Annotated in this window: 21 protein-coding genes, 2 tRNA genes, 2 pseudogenes and 1 riboswitch; of the genes and pseudogenes, 11 read left to right on the top strand and 14 right to left on the bottom strand. The window is 37.1% G+C overall.

The annotated features are described in order from the left end of the window. Nucleotides 1-48 precede the first annotated feature (48 nt). Nucleotides 49-951 (bottom strand): LysR family transcriptional regulator, encoded by a 903-nt coding sequence (locus HMPREF2644_RS00845; protein WP_032821878.1) that lies wholly within the window; start codon nt 949-951, stop codon nt 49-51. A 250-nt stretch (nt 952-1,201) separates the two neighbouring features. Here HMPREF2644_RS00845 and atoD point away from each other — a divergent pair, with 250 nt between their 5' ends. The 4 genes and pseudogenes from atoD to HMPREF2644_RS00865 all read left to right on the top strand — a co-directional run bounded on the left by atoD (nt 1,202) and on the right by HMPREF2644_RS00865 (nt 5,073). Then, nucleotides 1,202-1,855, top strand: a complete 654-nt coding sequence (gene atoD, locus HMPREF2644_RS00850) for an acetate CoA-transferase subunit alpha (RefSeq protein WP_005648442.1) — start codon at nt 1,202-1,204, stop codon at nt 1,853-1,855. A gap of 10 nt (nt 1,856-1,865) precedes the next feature. Beyond that, nucleotides 1,866-2,531: a 3-oxoacid CoA-transferase subunit B gene (locus tag HMPREF2644_RS00855; RefSeq protein ID WP_005660145.1), complete on the top strand. Its 666-nt coding sequence runs from the start codon at nt 1,866-1,868 to the stop codon at nt 2,529-2,531. Between the two features lie 2 nt (nt 2,532-2,533). Next, a pseudogene (locus tag HMPREF2644_RS00860) lies at nt 2,534-3,877 on the top strand (TIGR00366 family protein). Between the two features lie 14 nt (nt 3,878-3,891). Beyond that, entirely contained in the window at nt 3,892-5,073 is a 1,182-nt protein-coding gene (locus HMPREF2644_RS00865; protein WP_005655567.1) for an acetyl-CoA C-acetyltransferase, read from the top strand. Nucleotides 5,074-5,167: 94 nt separating this feature from the next. Here HMPREF2644_RS00865 and ftsX read toward each other — a convergent pair whose 3' ends face one another. Genes ftsX through ftsY form a run of 3 tightly spaced genes read right to left on the bottom strand, consistent with a single transcriptional unit; the run spans nt 5,168 to nt 7,984 of the window. After that, nucleotides 5,168-6,100: a permease-like cell division protein FtsX gene (gene ftsX, locus HMPREF2644_RS00870; protein ID WP_005660149.1), complete on the bottom strand. Its 933-nt coding sequence runs from the start codon at nt 6,098-6,100 to the stop codon at nt 5,168-5,170. Between the two features lie 9 nt (nt 6,101-6,109). After that, on the bottom strand, nt 6,110-6,766 hold the full coding sequence (gene ftsE / locus HMPREF2644_RS00875; RefSeq protein WP_005648452.1) for a cell division ATP-binding protein FtsE: 657 nt from the start codon (nt 6,764-6,766) through the stop codon (nt 6,110-6,112). An 18-nt stretch (nt 6,767-6,784) separates the two neighbouring features. Beyond that, nucleotides 6,785-7,984 carry a signal recognition particle-docking protein FtsY gene (ftsY, locus tag HMPREF2644_RS00880; protein ID WP_038440345.1) on the bottom strand — a complete coding sequence of 400 codons (1,200 nt, stop codon included), beginning with the start codon at nt 7,982-7,984 and terminating at the stop codon, nt 6,785-6,787. 96 nt (nt 7,985-8,080) lie between these two features. Between ftsY and rsmD the strand changes: the two genes are divergently transcribed. Together rsmD and trmL are read left to right on the top strand one after the other, a co-directional pair. Continuing rightward, nucleotides 8,081-8,662 (top strand): 16S rRNA (guanine(966)-N(2))-methyltransferase RsmD, encoded by a 582-nt coding sequence (rsmD, locus tag HMPREF2644_RS00885; RefSeq protein WP_006995466.1) that lies wholly within the window; start codon nt 8,081-8,083, stop codon nt 8,660-8,662. Nucleotides 8,663-8,671: 9 nt separating this feature from the next. Next, entirely contained in the window at nt 8,672-9,154 is a 483-nt protein-coding gene (trmL, locus tag HMPREF2644_RS00890; protein ID WP_005644428.1) for a tRNA (uridine(34)/cytosine(34)/5-carboxymethylaminomethyluridine(34)-2'-O)-methyltransferase TrmL, read from the top strand. 167 nt (nt 9,155-9,321) lie between these two features. Here trmL and HMPREF2644_RS00895 read toward each other — a convergent pair whose 3' ends face one another. After that, complete coding sequence (locus HMPREF2644_RS00895; protein WP_257285226.1) at nt 9,322-9,975, bottom strand: glycosyltransferase family 25 protein; 654 nt, start codon at nt 9,973-9,975, stop codon at nt 9,322-9,324. A gap of 95 nt (nt 9,976-10,070) precedes the next feature. After that, nucleotides 10,071-10,718, bottom strand: coding sequence for a 3,4-dihydroxy-2-butanone-4-phosphate synthase (gene ribB, locus HMPREF2644_RS00900; protein ID WP_038440351.1), 648 nt, complete (start codon nt 10,716-10,718; stop codon nt 10,071-10,073). Nucleotides 10,719-10,806: 88 nt separating this feature from the next. Next, nucleotides 10,807-10,984, bottom strand: a riboswitch (FMN riboswitch). Between ribB and nadR the strand changes: the two are divergent. Further along, nucleotides 10,961-12,202, top strand: a pseudogene (gene nadR / locus HMPREF2644_RS00905) (multifunctional transcriptional regulator/nicotinamide-nucleotide adenylyltransferase/ribosylnicotinamide kinase NadR); the annotation flags it as partial. It overlaps the preceding riboswitch by 24 nt. Then, nucleotides 12,199-12,879 (top strand): metallophosphoesterase family protein, encoded by a 681-nt coding sequence (locus HMPREF2644_RS00910; RefSeq protein WP_005655549.1) that lies wholly within the window; start codon nt 12,199-12,201, stop codon nt 12,877-12,879. The pseudogene nadR and the gene HMPREF2644_RS00910, both read left to right, overlap by 4 nt. Before the next feature lie 228 nt (nt 12,880-13,107). Here the strand turns inward: HMPREF2644_RS00910 and HMPREF2644_RS00915 are convergent. From HMPREF2644_RS00915 to mutY, 5 genes are all read right to left on the bottom strand, one after another. Beyond that, nucleotides 13,108-13,183: transfer RNA gene (locus tag HMPREF2644_RS00915), tRNA-Asn, on the bottom strand. A 2-nt stretch (nt 13,184-13,185) separates the two neighbouring features. Further along, nucleotides 13,186-13,261, bottom strand: a tRNA-Phe gene (locus HMPREF2644_RS00920). 238 nt (nt 13,262-13,499) lie between these two features. Beyond that, nucleotides 13,500-14,573, bottom strand: a complete 1,074-nt coding sequence (gene mltC / locus HMPREF2644_RS00925; protein ID WP_005648474.1) for a membrane-bound lytic murein transglycosylase MltC — start codon at nt 14,571-14,573, stop codon at nt 13,500-13,502. Nucleotides 14,574-14,587: 14 nt separating this feature from the next. After that, nucleotides 14,588-14,860, bottom strand: a complete 273-nt coding sequence (locus HMPREF2644_RS00930; protein WP_005648477.1) for an oxidative damage protection protein — start codon at nt 14,858-14,860, stop codon at nt 14,588-14,590. Next, entirely contained in the window at nt 14,838-15,974 is a 1,137-nt protein-coding gene (mutY, locus tag HMPREF2644_RS00935; RefSeq protein ID WP_038440353.1) for an A/G-specific adenine glycosylase, read from the bottom strand. Before mutY ends, HMPREF2644_RS00930 begins: the two co-directional genes overlap by 23 nt. Before the next feature lie 176 nt (nt 15,975-16,150). On the opposite strand from mutY, the gene rpmE reads away from it, so the two are divergent. Further along, complete coding sequence (gene rpmE, locus HMPREF2644_RS00940; RefSeq protein WP_005625828.1) at nt 16,151-16,363, top strand: 50S ribosomal protein L31; 213 nt, start codon at nt 16,151-16,153, stop codon at nt 16,361-16,363. A 77-nt stretch (nt 16,364-16,440) separates the two neighbouring features. On the opposite strand, the gene HMPREF2644_RS00945 is transcribed toward rpmE, so the two are convergent. Beyond that, nucleotides 16,441-17,124 (bottom strand): 2,3-diphosphoglycerate-dependent phosphoglycerate mutase, encoded by a 684-nt coding sequence (locus HMPREF2644_RS00945; RefSeq protein ID WP_070828157.1) that lies wholly within the window; start codon nt 17,122-17,124, stop codon nt 16,441-16,443. Between the two features lie 175 nt (nt 17,125-17,299). On the opposite strand from HMPREF2644_RS00945, the gene envC reads away from it, so the two are divergent. After that, complete coding sequence (gene envC, locus HMPREF2644_RS00950; protein WP_038440358.1) at nt 17,300-18,532, top strand: murein hydrolase activator EnvC; 1,233 nt, start codon at nt 17,300-17,302, stop codon at nt 18,530-18,532. Beyond that, the gene (locus tag HMPREF2644_RS00955) at nt 18,532-19,374 is read left to right on the top strand and encodes a divergent polysaccharide deacetylase family protein (RefSeq protein ID WP_038440360.1); all 843 of its coding nucleotides are present in this window, start codon (nt 18,532-18,534) and stop codon (nt 19,372-19,374) included. The genes envC and HMPREF2644_RS00955 overlap by 1 nt, the downstream gene beginning before the upstream one ends. Before the next feature lie 60 nt (nt 19,375-19,434). Here the strand turns inward: HMPREF2644_RS00955 and HMPREF2644_RS00960 are convergent, their stop codons facing one another. Both HMPREF2644_RS00960 and HMPREF2644_RS00965 read right to left on the bottom strand, forming a co-directional pair. Further along, complete coding sequence (locus HMPREF2644_RS00960) at nt 19,435-20,178, bottom strand: glycosyltransferase family 25 protein (RefSeq protein ID WP_038440363.1); 744 nt, start codon at nt 20,176-20,178, stop codon at nt 19,435-19,437. Nucleotides 20,179-20,191: 13 nt separating this feature from the next. Continuing rightward, on the bottom strand, nt 20,192-20,437 hold the full coding sequence (locus HMPREF2644_RS00965; RefSeq protein WP_044364591.1) for a hypothetical protein: 246 nt from the start codon (nt 20,435-20,437) through the stop codon (nt 20,192-20,194). Between the last annotated feature and the right edge of the window lie 194 nt (nt 20,438-20,631).

Here is a 20,631-nt window from a genome sequence, read left to right on the forward strand (position 1 = left end):
CCGTGTATTCTATAGAAAGACAACCCTATTTGCAAGCTTTTATTTTAACTATTTTGTTGGCCTAAAAGCCTCTAATAATTTATCAAAAATATATTCTTCAAGGTGTGTGTAAACCGTTTTTCTTTGACGACATAGTGTCACTTTCCACGGAACAGGACTTTCGATTTTACGACACAAAAATTCTTTTGAATGATAAAGCTCAGCCATAGGTAACGGTAGAATAGTTAATAATTCTTTGTTTGTTTTGACCGCACTTAGCAGAAAATCCCAACAACTCGAATCCAAAACAATATCTGGATAACAATTATTGCGCTCAAAAGCTTCCTTCAAATGATGATGAATCATAAATGTTTGATCAAAAATTGCCATTTTCTGCTGATGTAAATCAGCCCATGTGATTTGTTGTTTTTTTGCTAAGACATGCTTTGGTGAAAGAAATAAGGCTAATTCAGAACTATGAATTTCAATTGAATCAATAATATTTTTTGATATTCGCTCGGGATATAACAACACGGCTAAATCAACTTTATCTAAAAGAAGTTCACTCTTTAGAGCATAAGCTCCAATTTCTTTAATAATAAAATTAATATCTGGATTCTTAAGAATAAGATGAGGCAATACAGAAGAGAACACGGCTGATAAAACTAAGGGAGGAATACCAATTGTTATCGTGCCTTTCTTACAATCTTTTGATTTATAAAGATTTGTTCTCATATCATTGTAACGCTTGATCACTTCTTTTGCATCACGATAATAATTTTCCCCCGCAAAGGTTAGTCCAATAATTTTTCCTGATGCCCGTTTAAATATCTGAATATTTTCACGATTCTCAAACTCCGTAATCATCATACTTAATGCAGGTTGAGACACATATAAATTTTGAGACGCTCGGCTTAAATTAAAATCATTATCTACGATTGAAACAAAATATCTTAGATGCCTAATATCCATCATTTTCACCCCCCTAAGGACTGCCATTTTTACAAAATATAGCACAAGGATTGTTTAAAACACTATCAAAATAACTTATACCCGCCTAAGAAAGATGTATTTCTTTTACGAAATTTTTTTTGCTATTTTTAATATCAATCTAGTTCCTTTATTGCCTATCAAGGATCATCACAAGAAACATATCCATTTGAAATATAAGATACTTATTTGTTGATATTCTTTCTTTTAATCTCGTTATTAGGAGGTCTCTATGACACAAAAACATCTTAAGCTTAATAATCTAAATCAACACCTACATGATGGTATGAGCATCATGTTTGGTGGATTTATGGGTATCGGCACTCCAGCCAAACTTGTCCAACAAATCTTAGATTCTGGCGTAAAGGATCTCACACTCATAGGCAATGACACAGCCTTTATTGACACTGGCGTAGGGCCTTTAATTGTAAATAATCGAGTCAAACGTTTAATTACATCCCATATTGGTACAAATCCAGAAACTGGCAAAAAAATGATTGCTGGTGAAATAGATGTAGAACTCGTTCCACAGGGTACCTTAGCTGAACGGATTCGTGCAGGTGGCGCCGGATTAGGTGGTATTTTAACACCAACGGGTGTCGGCACTGTTGTTGAAGAAGGAAAACAAAAAATTCAAATTGATGGCAAAGAATATTTACTTGAACTCCCACTAAAAGCTGATATTGCCATTATCCATGCTCAAAAAGGTGACATGAATGGCAATTTAGCTTATGAATTATCTGCTAGGAACTTTAATCCACTAGTTGCTTTAGCAGCCAAAACTGTCATTGCCCAAGTTGATAATCTACTAGAGGTCGGTCAGTTACCCCCAGATGAAGTCATCACGCCAGCCGCATTAATTGATTACATTGTTTGTTCAGAATAAGGAGAACGCCATGAATGCAAAAGAATTAATCGCTCGCCGAATTGCGATGGAATTACATGATGGAGATATTGTTAATCTCGGTATTGGTTTACCAACACAGGTTGTTAATTATTTACCTGATAATGTCAATATTACACTTCAATCAGAAAATGGCTTTCTTGGTTTAACTGCATTTGACCCAGAAAATGCTAATTCAAACTTAGTAAATGCTGGTGGTCAGCCTTGTGGAATTAAAAAAGGCGGCGCTACTTTTGATAGTGCTTTTTCTTTCGCTTTAATTCGTGGCGGTCATGTTGATGCCTGTGTGCTAGGTGGACTTGAAGTTGATCAAGAAGCAAATCTCGCTAACTGGATGGTGCCTGGCAAAATGGTACCAGGAATGGGCGGAGCAATGGACTTAGTGACTGGTGCAAAAAAAGTGATTATTGGCATGGAACATTGTGCCAAGTCAGGTTCCTCAAAAATTCTAAAGAAATGTACATTACCGCTCACAGCAAGTAAAAAAGTTGCCATGGTGGTTACCGAATTGGCAGTATTTAACTTCATTGAAGGCAGATTAGTTCTAAAAGAACATGCTCCTCATGTGGATTTAGAAACAATTAAAGCCAAAACAGAAGCCGATTTCATTGTTGCCGATGATTTCAAAGAAATGCAAATCAGCCAGAAAGGACTTTAATTATGATTAGTCGCGTTTCTCGTTTTATGACGACATTCGTCAGTAAATACCTGCCAGACCCACTTATTTTTGCCGTGTTACGCACCTTTGTCACATTCATTTGTGCTTGGGGATTAACCGATAGTACACCTGTTGATTTAGTTAATATGTGGGGTAATGGCTTTTGGAATTTACTTGGTTTTGGTATGTAAATGGCATTAATTGTCGTAACTGGTAATGCTCTTGCAACCTCACCACAAATTCGTAAGTTTCTTTCTACAATCGCTTCAATAGCAAAAACACCAGCACAAGGTGTTGTCTTAGTTACGTTTATGGGTTCAATTGCCTGTATCATTAACTGGGGCTTCGGTTTGGTCGTTGGTGCGATGTTTGCAAAAGAAGTCGCGCGGAGAATAAAAGGCAGTGACTACGCCTTACTGATTGCCTGCGCCTATATTGCATTTATGACATGGGGTGGAGGTTTTTCAGGCTCAATGCCACTTTTAGCCGCAACACCAGGCAACCCAGTTGCTCATTTAATGGTGAGCGAAAGCAACCCACAAGGTATTATTCCTGCAGTTAGTACGCTTTTCTCTGGGTACAATATTTTTATCACGTTAAGTTTAGTCATTTGCTTGCCTTTCATTACCTATATGATGATGCCCAAAAATGGCGAAGCAAAAAGTATTGATCCAAAACTTATTGCGCCCGATCCAACATTTGATAAAAAATTGGATAAAGATGCAACACTTGCTGAAAAAATGGAAGAAAGCCGCTTCTTAGCCTATACAATCGGGGCATTAGGATATAGTTACCTCGGTATGTATTTCTACAAAAACGGATTCAATCTCACAATTAATAATGTAAACCTTATTTTCTTAATCACAGGAATTGTGCTTCATGGCTCGCCAATGGCCTATATGCGAGCAATTATTAATGCCACAAGAAGCACAGCAGGGATCTTAGTGCAATTCCCATTCTATGCGGGTGTGCAACTAATGATGGAGCATTCAGGCTTAGGTGGTTTAATCACAGAATTCTTTATCAATGTTGCTAACAAAGATTCTTTCCCATTATTAACCTTCTTTAGTTCTGCCTTTATTAACTTTGCAGTGCCTTCTGGTGGCGGTCACTGGGTCATCCAAGGACCATTTGTTATCCCTGCTGCTCAAGCATTAGGTACAGATCTGGGTAAGTCTACAATGGCAATTGCCTATGGTGAGCAATGGATGAACATGGCTCAGCCATTTTGGGCATTACCAGCACTGGGTATCGCAGGGCTTGGCGTGAGAGATATTATGGGCTTCTGTATGACCGCACTTATCTTCACCGCACCAATTTTTATTATTGGTTTATATTTCTTATAGAAAAGGAGTTAAAAATGGAAAATGTTGTTATTGTTAGTGCAGTTAGAACACCGATCGGCAGCTTTAATGGTGCATTATCTTCCGTAAGTGCGGTTGATTTAGGCGCAATTGTGATACAAGAAGCCATCAAACGTGCCAACATTGAAAGTGCATTAGTTAATGAAGTCATCATGGGGAACGTATTACAAGCAGGACTAGGGCAAAATCCAGCCCGTCAAGCAGCATTAAAAGCAGGAATAGAGAAAGAAATCCCTTCTTTAACAATCAATAAAGTATGTGGATCTGGTCTAAAAAGTGTCGCATTAGGTGCACAGTCTATTATCAGTGGTGATGCTGATATTGTTGTTGTGGGTGGCATGGAAAATATGAGCCAAGCACCTTATCTTTTAGATAGCAAAGTACGACAAGGCGTCAAAATGGGTAATCTCACATTAAGGGACACAATGATTGAAGACGGACTAACTTGTGCTAGCAATCACTATCATATGGGGATTACTGCCGAAAATATTGCAGAACAATATGGTATTAGCCGCCAAGCACAAGATGAACTCGCATTACGTTCACAAACCTTAGCATCTCAAGCCGTGCAATTAGGTGTATTTGATAAGGAAATTATCCCTGTTATGGTAAAAACTCGCAAAGGTGACATTATTGTTTCACGAGACGAGTATCCTAAAGCAGATACTACAGCTGAAGGTTTAGCTAAATTAAAACCTGCTTTCAAAAAAGAGGGTACTGTCACCGCAGGTAACGCTTCTGGCATTAATGATGGTGCTGCAGCACTTATTTTAGTTAGCGAAAGCAAAGCTCATGCACTTGGATTAAAAGCCATTGCAAAAATTAGAAGCTATGCCAGCGGTGGGGTAGATCCATCTGTTATGGGATTAGGTCCAGTTCCAGCAACGCAAAAAGCATTGAAAAAAGCAGGAATAAATCTTGATGATATCGATCTGATAGAAGCAAATGAAGCCTTTGCCTCACAGTTCTTAGGTGTTGGCAAAGATCTCAATTTGGATATGAATAAAACCAATATTCATGGTGGAGCTATCGCACTTGGGCATCCAATCGGCGCGAGTGGTGCAAGGATTTTAGTAACGTTATTGCACAATCTTATCGAAAAAGATAAAAAACTTGGACTTGCTACACTTTGTATTGGCGGTGGTCAAGGTATTTCTATGATTGTAGAACGCTTATAACTATTTACTTCCTAAACTACAACAGCGAAATATTTCACTTCTAACTAAAAAAGCGAATTTCTTTTAAGAAATTCGCTTTTCTTTTGATATCCAATTATTCTTTCCTCTCCATCATCGCAATGTGCCTTGTTGCGGCAATCCACGCCCCAACATAGCCCATAATTAAACAGCACACTAATAAGAATACAAATTCGCCAACGCCTAATCCATTCAAACTGAATTGGACGGCAAAAATATCCGTTACATATTTCACCGCAGAAGTAAAATAGCTGATAATAAAGCTACTAAAAATTGCTGCAACTAACCCACCTAACAGGGCATAAATCATCCCAGTATAAAGATAAGGACGAAGGATAAACTGATCTGTTGCACCAAGCAATTTCATCACATCAATACTTGAGCGGCTACTGTACACATCAGAGCGAATACTGTTACCAATAACTAAAAATACCGCTATCGTCATTAATACAGTGCAGAAAATTGCCACATGGGCGATTAACCATGAAAGTGCGGTTAATTTTTCCATCCAATCGTTATCTAAGCGAACTTCTTGCACGCCTTTAATTTTATTTAAATTGGTACGTAATTCGTCACGTTTTTCTGAAACATTAAATTCGCTCGTCGGTTTTACAATAACGACCGCAGGCAATGGATTATCATCTAAAATTTCTAATTCTTCGCCAAAGCCAGACCAGCTTTTAAATTCCTTTAAACTTTCTTGACGAGAAACATAATTCAGCGATTCTACGCCTTTTTGCTGGCGGATTTTTTCTACCACTAAATTCGCGTTTTCCTCACTTAAATTTTTATGAAGATAAATAGTCAATTCACTTTCAGGATAAAATTGAGTGGTGGCTAAATGCAAATTTTTCCACATTAAATAGCTCACAGTTGGGATCGTAAGCGAAACGGCAATCACTAAAATCGTGAGCAGCGTGCCAAATTTACGTTGCCATAAATCCGCCCATACTGCACGCAAAGTATAGGCTGTTTGAACAAAAACAGATGCATCCGTTGATCGGCTCATGATTATTCCTTAATAACGTAAATAACCTTGTTCAAGCACAAGACAAGGTTTTGGTTTTTGTTGAATTAAATTAATGTCGTGAGTAGCAATTAACACAGTCATTCCTAGACGATTAAATTCTTCAAACAAATTAAAAATCCCCACGGAAAGTTCATCGTCTAAATTACCCGTTGGTTCATCTGCCAATAAGAGTTGAGGTTTATGCACAATCGCACGCGCAATATCAACGCGTTGCTGTTCTCCGCCAGAAATTTGCGGAGGCAAATAGTGGGCTTTATTACGCAATCCTACACGATCTAAAGATGCCATTGCTCGAGTATTTGCATCTTTTGGATGCATACCTGCAATAATCAACGGCAATGCCACATTTTCCACTACAGTACGATCTGTTAATAAACGATAATCTTGATGAACCATACCAATTTGGCGACGCAGAAATGGAATTTCATATTTTGACAAGCGAGTAATATCATGCCCGTTAAACCAAATTTGACCCGCGTTGGCTTTTTCCATCCCCATAATAAGCTTGAGTAATGTACTTTTCCCTGCGCCTGAATGCCCAACTAAGTAAGTCATACTTCCCACTGGAAGATGAAAATTCAAGCCTTGTAAGGCGGGCTGTGTTGCACCATGATAGGCTTTAGAAACATTTGAGAACTTAATCACAATTTTTCCTTATTCTTTTTATTCTTCATGAATGAATAATGCCTCAATAAATTCTTTCGCATTAAACTCACGTAAATCTTCAATTTTCTCGCCTACACCGATATAGCGAATAGGCAACTTAAACTGATCGGCTATGGCAAAAATCACGCCACCTTTTGCCGTGCCATCTAATTTAGTTAGAGAGATTCCTGTTAAACCCACAGCCTCATTAAATAACTTCGCTTGGCTAATGGCATTTTGTCCCGTACCAGCATCCAGCGTAAGCATAATTTCATGTGGCGCAGTTTCATCATATTTTTTCATAACACGAACAATTTTTTTCAGTTCGTCCATTAAGTTATTTTTATTTTGTAAACGACCCGCCGTATCCGCAATAAGAATATCAATATTGCGTGCAGCCGCTGATTGCATCGCATCAAAAATCACAGACGCAGAATCAGAGCCCGTGCTTTGCGCAACAACTGGAATATGATTGCGTTCTCCCCAAACTTGAAGCTGCTCAACAGCCGCTGCGCGGAAAGTATCACCTGCTGCGAGCATCACCGATTTTCCTTCAGCCTGAAATTTACGTGCGAGCTTACCAATTGTCGTTGTTTTACCCACGCCATTTACGCCCACCATTAAAATCACATAAGGTTTTTTCGTGCTATCAATCTCTAAAGGTTGTGCTACTGGCTCAAGAATATCCGCCATTTCTACTTTTAATTGTTGATATAAAAGCTCAGCATCTTGTAATTCTTTGCGACTTGCGTGTTCAGTCAAATTTTTGATGATTTTACTTGTTGTCGGCACGCCAATATCCGCAATCAACAGTTGTTCTTCTAATTCTTCAAACAACTCATCATCAATTTTCTTTCCTAAGAAAAAACTACGAAAACCTGCACCAATATTTTGTTTAGTTTTCAGTAATCCCTTAACCAAACGACTAAAAAAGCCCCCTTCACTTGGCTTTTCGCGAGTTTCAATTTCAGCAACAGGCTGAAGCTCATCTTCTAACTTTTTCGCTTCGATGATTTCTTCAATCGGCTCAAGTGCGGTTGAAATTTCCTGTATTTTTTCTTCTTCGACTAAATCATTAGCTTCAAATTTTTCAATAGACGGCTCGATATCTGTAATCTTTTCTTCTTCAATTATTGGCTCAATTTTAGGTTCATCTTGCTTTTTATTACGTCCAAATAACGATGCCCAAAATCCGCCTTTTTTATTTTCTTCAGCCATAAAATGCTCTCTTAACTGTAATCCGATAAAAATGTCGTTCATTCTAGCAAAAAATCGTCTAAACTAAGAACAATTTTCAATAAAAATCGAATCTTTATGAAAAAAATACAAACGCCAAATGCAAAGGGCGAGGTTCGCATTATTGCAGGGCTATGGCGAGGGCGAAAACTTCCTGTATTAAATTCTGAAGGCTTACGCCCAACTGGCGATAGAGTGAAAGAAACGCTTTTTAATTGGTTAATGCCTTATATCCACCAATCTGAATGTTTAGATGGCTTTGCGGGGAGTGGTTCGTTAGGTTTTGAAGCACTTTCTCGCCAAGCAAAAAAGGTGACTTTTTTAGAATTAGATAAAACCGTTGCCAATCAATTAAAAAAGAATTTACAAACGCTCAAATGCTCATCAGAACAGGCTGAAGTGATTAATCAAAGTAGTTTGGATTTTCTAAAACAGCCACAAAATCAACCGCACTTTGATGTCGTGTTTTTGGATCCACCCTTTCATTTTAATTTGGCAGAACAAGCAATTAACTTGCTTTGTGAAAATAATTGGCTAAAACCCAATGCGTTAATTTACGTAGAAACAGAGAAAGACAAACCACTCACCACGCCTGAAAACTGGACGTTATTGAAAGAAAAAACCACAGGAATGGTGAGTTATCGTTTATATCAGAATTAGAGAAAAATTATGTTAGATATTGTTTTATATGAACCAGAAATCCCACAAAATACGGGGAACATTATTCGCCTTTGTGCCAATACAGGATTTCGCTTGCACTTAATTGAACCCCTAGGTTTCACTTGGGATGATAAACGCTTACGCCGCTCAGGTTTGGATTATCACGAATTTGCGGAAATCAAACGCCACAAAACCTTTGAAGCCTTTTTAGAAAGCGAAAAACCCAAACGCCTTTTTGCACTTACAACAAAAGGCAGTCCAGCTCATAGCCAAGTGAAATTTGAACTTGGGGATTATTTAATGTTTGGCCCAGAAACTCGTGGCATTCCGATGTCAATTTTAAATGAAATGCCGATGGAACAAAAAATCCGCATTCCAATGACAGCCAATAGCCGCAGTATGAACTTGTCTAATTCGGTTGCAGTAACGGTTTATGAAGCGTGGCGACAATTAGGCTATAAAGGTGCGGTAAATTTACCAGAAGTAAAATAAACAAAAAAGTGCGGTTAAAATTTAATAAGATTTTTAACCGCACTTTTGTTATTTAAATGGAACTTGTTTTCCAAACATTTTTCTTTTTACTCGTCCAAATTCGTTTTTAATTTTTTCTAAAATAGAGAACTTGCGTTGATTTCCGTGTACTCTAGCTCGTCCTTCTTTTAAACTACTTTCAAAAGGATTCTCTGGATGCAACACAAAATCTTGAACGCAAATACCGGGGGGGAAAGTTGTACTATTTTATAATCTTTAAAATGTAAAAAATCCTCAAAAACAAGGGAATCAACTGCTACATCAAGTGGTTTATTTTTTACTAATTCAAGTAAATATTTAGCCCCTTTCGCTGTAACAGTATATCCCGCACATCCTGATTGTTTCACTGTCATAGGATAAATATTTCTATCGCATTTTACAGATTGTGGCTGTTTAAAGAACATTTTGCCATTTGCTTCTAATTTTAAGACATGAATATCATCAGAAATATAATCAATTTCTAATAATTCTTTAGCATTTTCTCCGAGATGAATATCATCTTCAAAGATATTGATATAGTTTAAATTATTTTCTAATGCTACATCCCATAAAACAATATGGCTTAATGCACAACCAATTTCTTCATCCGATAACTTGGCTTTAGGAGAACGATCTAATGTAATATTAAATTTTTTAGCAGTTTCTTCAATAATTTCGGGCGTGATAGCATCAAAAAATGCGAAAGGAATATTCTGCTTACCGAATTCTTCTGTAATATGTTTTCGGCGTTTTTGTTCAGTCGTTAAACTAATAACATAATTGTGCTGTGCTGTACTGTGCATAAAAGTTACCAAAATAAATAAAAAGATGGAACGATATAGTATAACAAGTGCAGTGAAAAATCATAGAAATTTTAACCGCACTTTTCTCTCTAAAATTAAATATTATGTGCTAAACGATATTCAACCAAATCTTCAATGGTAAGCACAGAATAACCAAATTTCTTTGCAAATTCTACAATTTCGGGGGTGCGCCCCATTGTGCCGTCGTCATTCGTGATTTCACAAATAACGCTTGCTTCTTTAAATCCTGCCAGACGCGCTAAATCAACGGAAGCTTCTGTGTGTCCGCGACGAGTAAGTACGCCACCATTTGCGGCTCGAAGTGGGAAGACATGACCGGGACGATGTAAATCTGTTGGAACTGCATTATCCGCAATCGCGGTTTTAATGGTTGTGACTCGGTCTGCGGCAGATACGCCTGTAGAAACACCTTTCGCGGCTTCAATCGTCACAGTAAAAGCCGTTTTGTTTACGCTATTATTGTGTTCTACCATTGGCGGTAAATCGAGTTGTTGGCAACGTTCATCAGTAATGCATAAACAAACAATGCCACTGCCATAACGAATTAATTTTGCCATTTGTTCTGGCGTGATTGTTTCTGCTGGGAAAATTAAATCGCCTTCATTTTCACGATCTTCATCATCTAAAACTAATACGCCAGTTCCATTTTTAAAGGCATTAATTGCATTAAGTACGCGTTCTTCAGCGGTGTTGCCGAATGGAGATAAAATTGACTGATTCATAGTAATTTCCTAATTTGAGATTTCAATTAAATACCAGAATCAGGGCTGAGAAATGCAAATAAAATGAACGATTTGGGAACCCAACTCGTTTTATTCTCTTTCATCCAGACTTTACTGTCGGCTTTGGAATTTCACCAAATCTGCTGACTTTAAAAGTGAAAATTAGGACAATTTAGCTGGAAAAATTTGCCAAAAATTGACCGCACTTTTAAACGCTCGTGGGCTTTACCACCGGTAGGGAATTTCACCCTGCCCTGAGAATGCGAGCTAAGTATAACGCAAAATACCTAGGCACTAAATCAGAACGTGAAAAATATTTTCATTTAGCCTACAATAAACACACTCAATTCTTACGCTATCAAGAGCAGATTATGTCAAAAACAAAAGAGAAAAAAGTCGGTGTCATTTTCGGGAAATTTTATCCTGTACACACAGGTCATATAAATATGATTTATGAAGCGTTCAGTAAAGTCGATGAACTACACGTTATCGTGTGTAGTGACACGGTGCGCGATTTGAAATTATTTTACGATAGTAAAATGAAACGCATGCCAACCGTGCAAGATCGTTTGCGTTGGATGCAGCAAATTTTCAAATATCAAAAAAATCAGATTTTTATTCATCATTTGATTGAAGACGGTATTCCAAGTTATCCAAACGGCTGGCAATCTTGGAGTGAAGCAGTTAAAACCCTATTTCATGAAAAACATTTTGAACCTTCAATCGTATTTAGTAGCGAACCTCAAGATAAAGCGCCTTACGAGAAATACTTAGGTTTAGAAGTTTCGTTAGTCGATCCTGACCGCACTTTCTTTAATGTGTCCGCCACAAAAATTCGCACCACTCCATTCCAATATTGGAAGTTTATTCCGAAAGAAGCTCGTCCTTTCTTTGCCAAAACGGTGGCGATTTTAGGGGGAGAAAGCAGTGGTAAAAGCGTGCTTGTGAATAAGTTAGCCGCCGTATTTAATACCACTTCTGCGTGGGAATACGGGCGTGAATTTGTATTTGAAAAGCTCGGTGGCGACGAGCAAGCGATGCAATATTCTGACTATCCGCAAATGGCGCTTGGTCATCAACGATACATTGATTATGCCGTGCGCCATTCTCATAAAATTGCATTTATTGATACGGATTTCATTACCACGCAAGCGTTCTGCATTCAATATGAAGGAAAAGCTCATCCATTTTTAGACTCAATGATTAAAGAATATCCCTTCGATGTCACTATTTTACTTAAAAATAATACTGAATGGGTGGATGATGGCTTGCGCAGCTTAGGCTCACAAAAACAACGCCAACAATTTCAACAACTACTCAAAAAACTGTTAGATAAATATAAAGTTCCTTATATAGAGATTGAATCTCCAAGTTATCTTGATCGCTATAACCAAGTTAAAGCAGTCATTGAGAAAGTGTTAAATGAAGAGGAAATCAGTGAATTACAAAACACAACCTTTCCTATAAAAGGGACATCTCAATGATTTTATTTGCTGGTGATCCGCACGGAAGCTATGATCACATTTACCCTTTTATAAAAGAACAGGAAAATGTCGCACTGATAATTTTAGGCGATTTACAGCTCACGACAGCAGATGAGTTGGATAAACTTGCGCAACATTGTGATATTTGGTTTATTCATGGAAATCATGATAGCAAAACCATTAGTGCTTTTAATGCAATTTGGGGTTCTAAGTGGCAATCACGCAATTTACACAATCGCGTAGTTGATATTCAAGGAACTCGCATTGCGGGATTAGGCGGTGTATTCCGTGGGCAAATTTGGATGCCACCAAATCGCCCCATGTTTTTTGATCCTATTCATTATTGCCAATATAGCCCACAGGAGAAGATTTGGCGAGGCGGTGTGCCTTTGCGTCATCGCACGTCAATTTTTCCATCAGATATTGAAATCTTAGAAAACCAACAAGCAGATGTGTTGATTTGTCACGAAGCCCCTAAACCACATCCGATGGGTTTCCAAGTAATTAATGATTTGGCAATGAAGATGGGGGTTAAGCTAGTATTCCACGGACATCATCACGAAAACTTTACTTATCGAACAAAGTATCCCTACAAAATCACGAATGTAGGTTTCCGCAGTCTTGCTGATGCAGAGGGAAATTATTTGCTACAAACCATCGACGATCGTGAAAAATAAATCTATTCCAAAATAAAAGCCGATTCATTTTTCTTCTTTAAGTTAAACGCAAGCGACTTAGGTCGCTTGTAACATCAAAAATAAGAAGGCTCTCGCTCATTGATACGCCATTGATACGCCATTTTGAATTTTGATGCCTAGTTATAGTTACAAGACTAGAGAAGATTATATATTTTATATATAAGAAAGCAAAAAGCCGCTAAATCTCTTTAGCGGCCTTTCTAAATTTGGCTCCTCCTGCGGGACTCGAACCTGCGACATATGGATTAACAGTCCACCGTTCTACCGACTGAACTAAGGAGGAAATGGTGCCTCGAGGCGGAATCGAACCACCGACACGGGGATTTTCAATCCCCTGCTCTACCGACTGAGCTATCGAGGCGTTATCGTTATTGGCTACTGCCTGAAAACGGGGCGTATTAAACTATTTTTTCGGTTTTCGGTCAATAACTAAATTCAAAAAAAATGGAAAAAACATTTCGTTTGAATAGTTAATCATCAATATGTTTATTAAAACAACGAAATAATAAAAACTATTTTAAAATTTACCGCACTTTTTTAATAAAAAATGCTCAATGGTGTTAGCCAGCGAGCATTTTTGATTATCTGAAAAAATTCAATTATCGTCTAACACGGAATTTTTTCTGTGCCTTATCAACTTTCAACAAATAATTGCGTGCTTGTGATGATGGGTGAACTGTCGTTAGAATGCGATAAACTTGTTCTGGATACATTTGATTGATTTTGTAAATCGCCGTATCCTTATCATTATCAAAAACACGTAACACTGCGCCTGCACCACTATTATATGCAGAAATCATGGCGAAACGTTTTGAGGTTGGATTCGTAATTCCATCTAAATATTGATTTTGCAAAATCCATAAATAAGACACACCAGCATCAATATTATTCGCAGGATCATATAAATAACGCGTTGATGGCTGTCCACCTTTGCCTTTCATTGCAAATACATCTCGACCTGCTGTATGAGGCACAACTTGCATTAATCCAATAGCATTTGCGTAGCTAATCGCATATGGGTTAAAACTTGATTCTGTTTGCATAATGCCCAAAATCAAACTTTCATCAATGCCATAACGTTGTGCAGCTTTACGAATTAATGGTAAATATTTTCGTGCACGCACTTCTACGTGGTTTGCAATCATAGGAACAGAAACAAATTGCACGGTATGCCCATTCTGTAACCGACGTGTTTGCAATTTATTTTGAATCAAATAAGTGGCGAAATTACTTGCGATAACTTGATTAGCAATTTGTTGCCCTTGATGATCTACAACCTGCCCCAAAAGAAATGGACGAGAGCTAATCGGCACATCACCAGATGCAAATAAATCAATACCTTTTGCATCCGCTCCCATTAACAAGGTATGAACAATAGCATTATGTAATCGATTTAAATCTTGCTGGGTTTCAATAACGATATTACCTTCATCAAAACTCACATGGCTACGCGTATAAAAAGAATCTGTATATTTCACATAATCTTTACGGCTTGCCACTAACAATTCATTGACGCCCCAAATGCGGTCAATATTATGCGAGAATTGCCCTGTGAGAATATCTAACCCTTGCGTGTCTTTAGCAAAGGCTTCATCATAGTTAATACCTTGATTCGATGAATTACTACAAGCATACAAAAAAGGCAATAATGCCAATAATAAATATTTTTTCATTGTAGGATAGATAACTAATTTGATGGTGGAACATAACCTTCAATATGAACATCTTTACCTTCAAACAAAAAATTAACCATTTCTTGTTCTAATAATTTACGGTGCTCTGCATTCATCATATTAAGTTTTTTTTCATTCACAAGCATCGTTTGTTTCTTAATCCATTCGCCCCAAGCCTGTTTACTTACTGAATCAAAAATACGCTTCCCCAACTCTCCTGGATAAAGTTGAAAATCTAAGCCTTCCGCTTCTTTTTTGAGATATTCACAAAATACTGTTCTTGCCATAATGATTCCTTACAAATTGTATTAAAAGATTTTTCACAGGCTGAGCCAGCCCGATCGGTTCAGGATTTTGTGGATCATACCAATATTTGACCGCACTTGATAGGTTTGATTGGTATTCTTTTGTGCTTTCCATCACTTTTCGCCAGTCTAAATTAGCCTGCTCTACGCATAAAGTGCTCTCCATTTCAGCATAAATTGGATGAATATCTAAATGAAAATGGCTAAATGTATGTCGAAAACTCGGCCATTCTTGATAATGCGTGACTTTTTCTTGGGCTAAAAAATGAAGCAACGAGGATTTATCTTCAAATTGTGGAAAACAAAATAATCCGCCCCATAATCCTGAGTTTTCTCGCTGTTCCAAACATACTTTGCCATTTTTCGACAAAATTAAAAAATAGGTAGTTTTTTCTGGCATCGCTTTTTTAGGTTTTTTAGCTGGAAATTTTTCCCAGTTTGCATTTTTATAAGCCAAACAATCTATATTTAACGGACAAAGATCGCATTTGGGCTTAGTTCGCGTGCAAACCATTGCACCAATGTCCATCATTGCTTGATTAAAATCTGCCACACGCATCGTAGGTGTAACTTGCTCCGTTAATGCCCACAAGCGATTTTCTACTTTTTTCTCGCCACTCCATCCCTCAATAGCAAAATAACGCGCCAACACACGTTTAACATTACCATCTAAAATTGGATAAGGCTGATTTAAAACAGAAGATAAAATGGCACCAGCAGTTGAACGTCCCACTCCAGATAACGCCCAAACTTGCTCAAAATTTGTTGGGAAATTTCCATTAAATTCATCCCGCACTTTTTGAGCGGCTTTATGTAAATTACGCGCTCGTGCATAATAGCCTAAACCCGTCCATAAATGTAACACTTCATCTTGTGAAACATTGGCAAGTGCGGTGATATTTGGAAATGTTTTGATAAACCGCTCAAAATAAGGAATTACCGTCGCAACTTGCGTTTGTTGCAACATCACTTCAGAAAGCCATACACCATAAAGCGTTTTATTTTGCTGCCAAGGTAAATGCTTGCGTCCAAACTTGTCGTACCAAGCTAAAACAGATTTGGCAAATGGCGCATTGATGGAAGATTTTGCTAACATAAAAAGAAAAGTGCGGTTAAAAATGCTGATGATTTTACACGAAAATAGAGCTTGTTTATCTGCATTTTTTCAGTATAATTCGCAACCTATTTGGTGCCAATTATGGCGTATTATTCACTCACGCGGTGTGGGGAGAAAGTTCCTATAGCGGCGTGGCTTCATTTTGAGGTTTTTCTATGAAACAAGGTATTCATCCAGAATATAAAGAAATTACTGCGACTTGTTCTTGCGGTAATGTGATCAAAACACGTTCAACTTTAGGCAAAGACATCAATCTTGATGTGTGTGGTAACTGCCACCCATTCTATACTGGTAAACAACGTGTTGTTGATACTGGTGGTCGTGTTGAGCGTTTCAACAGCCGTTTCAAAATTCCAAGCACAAAATAATTTGGACTTGTTTAAAAACCCCGCCAATTTGCGGGGGTTTGTTTTATAAAGCTAGCACTACAATACGTTGAACTTAATTAAAGATAATAATGTTCTACGTAATTTAATTTATCATCAAGTTTTAAAACTAAAGGCTGACCTGTTGGAATTTCAAAATCCATAATTTCAGCATCAGAAATACCAATAATATGTTTTGCCAACGCACGGAGTGAGTTACCGTGAGCAACCACTAAAACACGTTTGCCAGAAAGCATTGCCGGCGCAATTTGATCTTCCCAGAATGGAAGTGCGCGTTCTAATGTTAATTTTAAATTTTCTGCGTTTGGCACTACGTCAGATGGAATATTTGCGTAACGACGGTCATTGTGTGCAGAATTTGGATCTTGCGGATCTAAATCTGGTGGAGAAATATCATAAGAACGACGCCAAATATGAACTTTTTCGTCACCGTATTGCTCCGCAGTAGCTTTTTTATCTAAACCTTGCAAAGCACCGTAGTGACGCTCATTTAAACGCCAGTTTTTCACTTGCGGAATCCATAATTGGTGGGATTCTTCTAATACAATATTACAAGTTTTGATTGCTCGAGTTAAAACAGAGGTAAATGCGATGTCGAATTCATAACCTTTTTCTAACAGTTTTTTACCCGCAGCTTTTGCTTCTTCCACACCGCGTTCAGTTAAATTCACATCACGCCAACCCGTGAATAAATTTTTTGCATTCCATTCACTAAAACCGTGACGGATAAATACTAATTCCATAAGAATCTCCTAATGTTTTCAAATAAAAAGAATGCACATTTTATAGCAAAAAATCCTTAGCTTTAAAAGTTAAAAGGAATGATTTCCTGATCTTTAGCAAAAAATAACCATCAAACTTTTTCGACTTTTCACAAATATGATAAGATTTGCGAGTTTTACGGATTTAGGATGAATTATGTTGCGTTTAGGCGTTAATCAAAAAACATCATTATTATTAACCGCACTTTTAAGCTGCGGTTTATTAATATTTTCGCCTGTCAGCCAATCTTCCGATCTCAATCAAATTCAAAAACAAATTAAGCAACAAGAATCTAAAATTGAGAAGCAAAAACGTGAGCAAGCTAAGTTGCAAGCGAATTTAAAAAAACACGAGAGTAAAATTAACACTGTTAAGGGAGAACTGCTTGAAACCCAAATAAGTTTAAAGGAAATTCGTAAGCAAATTGCCGATGCAGATAAGCAGCTCAAACAATTAGAAAAACAGGAACGTGAGCAAAAAACACGATTAGCTAAACAAATGGATATAATTTACCGTTCAGGCATTAATCCATCGCTGATTGAACGAATGTTTGCCCAAGATCCAACAAAAGCAGAGCGAATGAAAGTTTATTATCAGCATTTAAATCAAGTTCGGATTGAAATGATTGATAATTTAAAAGCAACGCAAGCACAAATTGCAGTACAAAAAAAGGCGATTCTCTCTCAACAAAAGAATCACCGAAATCAACTTTCCACACAAAAAAAACAACAACAAGCATTGCAAAAAGCACAGCAAGAGCATCAATCTACGCTGAATGAACTCAATAAAAATTTAGCCCTAGATCAAGATAAATTGAATGCACTAAAAGCAAACGAACAAGCACTTCGTCAAGAAATACAACGAGCTGAACAAGCAGCGCGCGAACAAGAAAAACGTGAAAGAGAGGCACTTGCTCAACGCCAAAAAGCTGAAGAAAAACGAACATCAAAACCTTATCAACCAACTGTGCAAGAACGCCAATTACTTAATAGTACAAACGGTTTAGGGGCGGCAAAAAAACAATATTCCTCACCAGTTTCTGGTTCAATTTTGCATACTTTTGGTTCTATCCAAGCAGGCGAAGTACGTTGGAAAGGTATGGTAATTGGCGCATCAGCAGGCACGCCTGTTAAAGCAATTGCTGCTGGACGCGTCATTTTAGCGGGATATTTAAATGGTTATGGTTATATGGTTATTGTTAAACACGGCGAAACTGATTTAAGTTTATATGGCTTCAATCAAGCTGTATCAGTGAAAGTTGGTCAGCTTGTTTCAGCAGGGCAGGTTATTGCTCAAGTAGGAAATACAGGGGAAATATCACGTTCTGCGCTTTATTTTGGTATTAGCCGTAAAGGAACGCCAGTAAATCCTGCAGGGTGGGTTCGTTGATGAATATTCTGATAAAAAGTGCGGTAAAAAATTTCATTGTTTTTTCTACCGCACTTTATGCCTCTTTTTCTTTTGCTCAAAGTAAACTTGCTATTGTGATTGATGATGTAGGCTATCATCTCAAAGAAGATGCGGCAATTTTTGCGATGCCACGTGAAATTTCCGTAGCAATTATTCCTGCTGCGCCCTATGCTCGAGCACGTAATCAAGAAGCAAAATCTCAAGGTAGAGATATTTTAATCCATATGCCGATGCAACCAGTAAGTGCAGTGAAAATAGAAGACGGTGGGCTGCATTTAGGAATGTCTGCAGCACAAGTAAATGATCGCGTTAATACGGCTAAAAATATTGTGCGTGATGCCATCGGTATGAACAATCATATGGGGAGTGCAGCAACGGCAGATCCCCAATTAATGACTTATTTAATGACCGCACTTCAAGAAAAACATTTATTCTTTTTAGATAGTCGAACAATAGGAAAATCTGTAGCTGGGAAAATAGCAAAAGAACAAGGCGTGCGTTCATTAGATCGCCATATATTTTTAGATGATAGTAACGAATTCGCAGACGTTCAACGTCAATTTAAAGCAGCAATTCACTATGCTAGAAAACACGGCTCCGCCATTGCAATAGGTCATCCTCGCCAAAATACGATTGCAGTTTTACAAGCAGGACTTCGTAATTTACCCGAAGATATTCAATTAGTCGGAATGGGAAATTTATGGCGAAATGAAAAAGTTATTCCGCCCAAGCCATTTATTTTATTATTCAGCGAAGTGCCTGCGCCAACTTCTATAGAACCTTTTGAGCCTGTAGGATTATTGCGTGGAATTCCAAAATAAAACAGTTGCTAATATTTAAAAATAAACATTAACAACTGCTTTGTCTACTATATCAATTTATCAATGGAATAAGTTATAAATACGTCTTTTAATATTAGTTTTTAGATTAAACAACTCTCTCATAATCACTATTTTTAATGATCTCCGTTTCTTTTGTTTCTCATAAATAGTTGATTCTATCTCGCCATCATCTTCTAAGCAAAATGGTACTATTGCATAAGGTGGCACTTTATTCTCAAAAAAACGATCCATTGTCACATCCACGGTTAAATACCACTCCTTGCTTTGTGTTAAAAATTTCCTTGCTGCTTGGGGAGTTAAATAATAACCTGTAGTACCAGCAAATCCTTTACTAAATTGATATATCGAAAGATTACCGAAATTAGAGATCAATTTTCTTTTATTTTTCAAACGATCAGGTTGTAACCAGAAAAATTCAAACGTATTTTTATCGCTATTAATAAAATCAAGTACTTCTAAGAAATTATTTTTAAATTTAGCATCATCTTCTAATACAATAATAGGGTAATCTAATTCTACACATTTCTCCCACATAGAATAATGGCTCGCATAACAGCCTAATTGACCCAAGGTTAAAGGATACCCCTTTGCATTCAACCGCTTATTTTCATTGTAACGTTGAAACAATGGGTGATTCGGATTTGATTTGCCATAAATAGCATCAAAAAAGTGAATTTCTTGTATTAAATTATTCGAAAATAACTGTTCAAACTGTGCTTGCATATAAGCTTTTCGATCTGTAGATTTTTCTAGATTAATAATGAAGATAGGTGTAATAAACATAATCTCTCCATAGTTATTTAAATGGAACGATAAATTTCTGCTTATTTTGTTTAGCAGTAATTCTTTTATGTTTAGTAAACAATCTTATTATTTTTTCTAATATTGTTCTCTTTTCTTTTACCTTATTTATTTCTTGAAGAATAATTTGTTTGCTTTGTGATGTACTATTTAAGTCACTCTTTGCTTGCTTGCCAAGACTATCTAAAATTTCATTTCTTATTATCAAGTTATTATTAATATGTGTTAATGTGATTAACATAATTCCACCTTCATAAAATATTTATTTATAAAAAGACAAATCGTAAACGATGTGATTTGTTTAGTTATGGTAGATAATTATACCCCTACCTATTCATTTTACAAATACGTAAATTCCGTTTTAAAAGTAACGCACACAGTGAAAATCTGTTAGATTTCCACCGCACTTTTTTAGCGTTCAACTCCATTTATTTC

Source organism: Haemophilus sp. HMSC071C11 (assembly GCF_001837655.1).
Classification (GTDB): Bacteria; Pseudomonadota; Gammaproteobacteria; order Enterobacterales; family Pasteurellaceae; genus Haemophilus; species Haemophilus influenzae.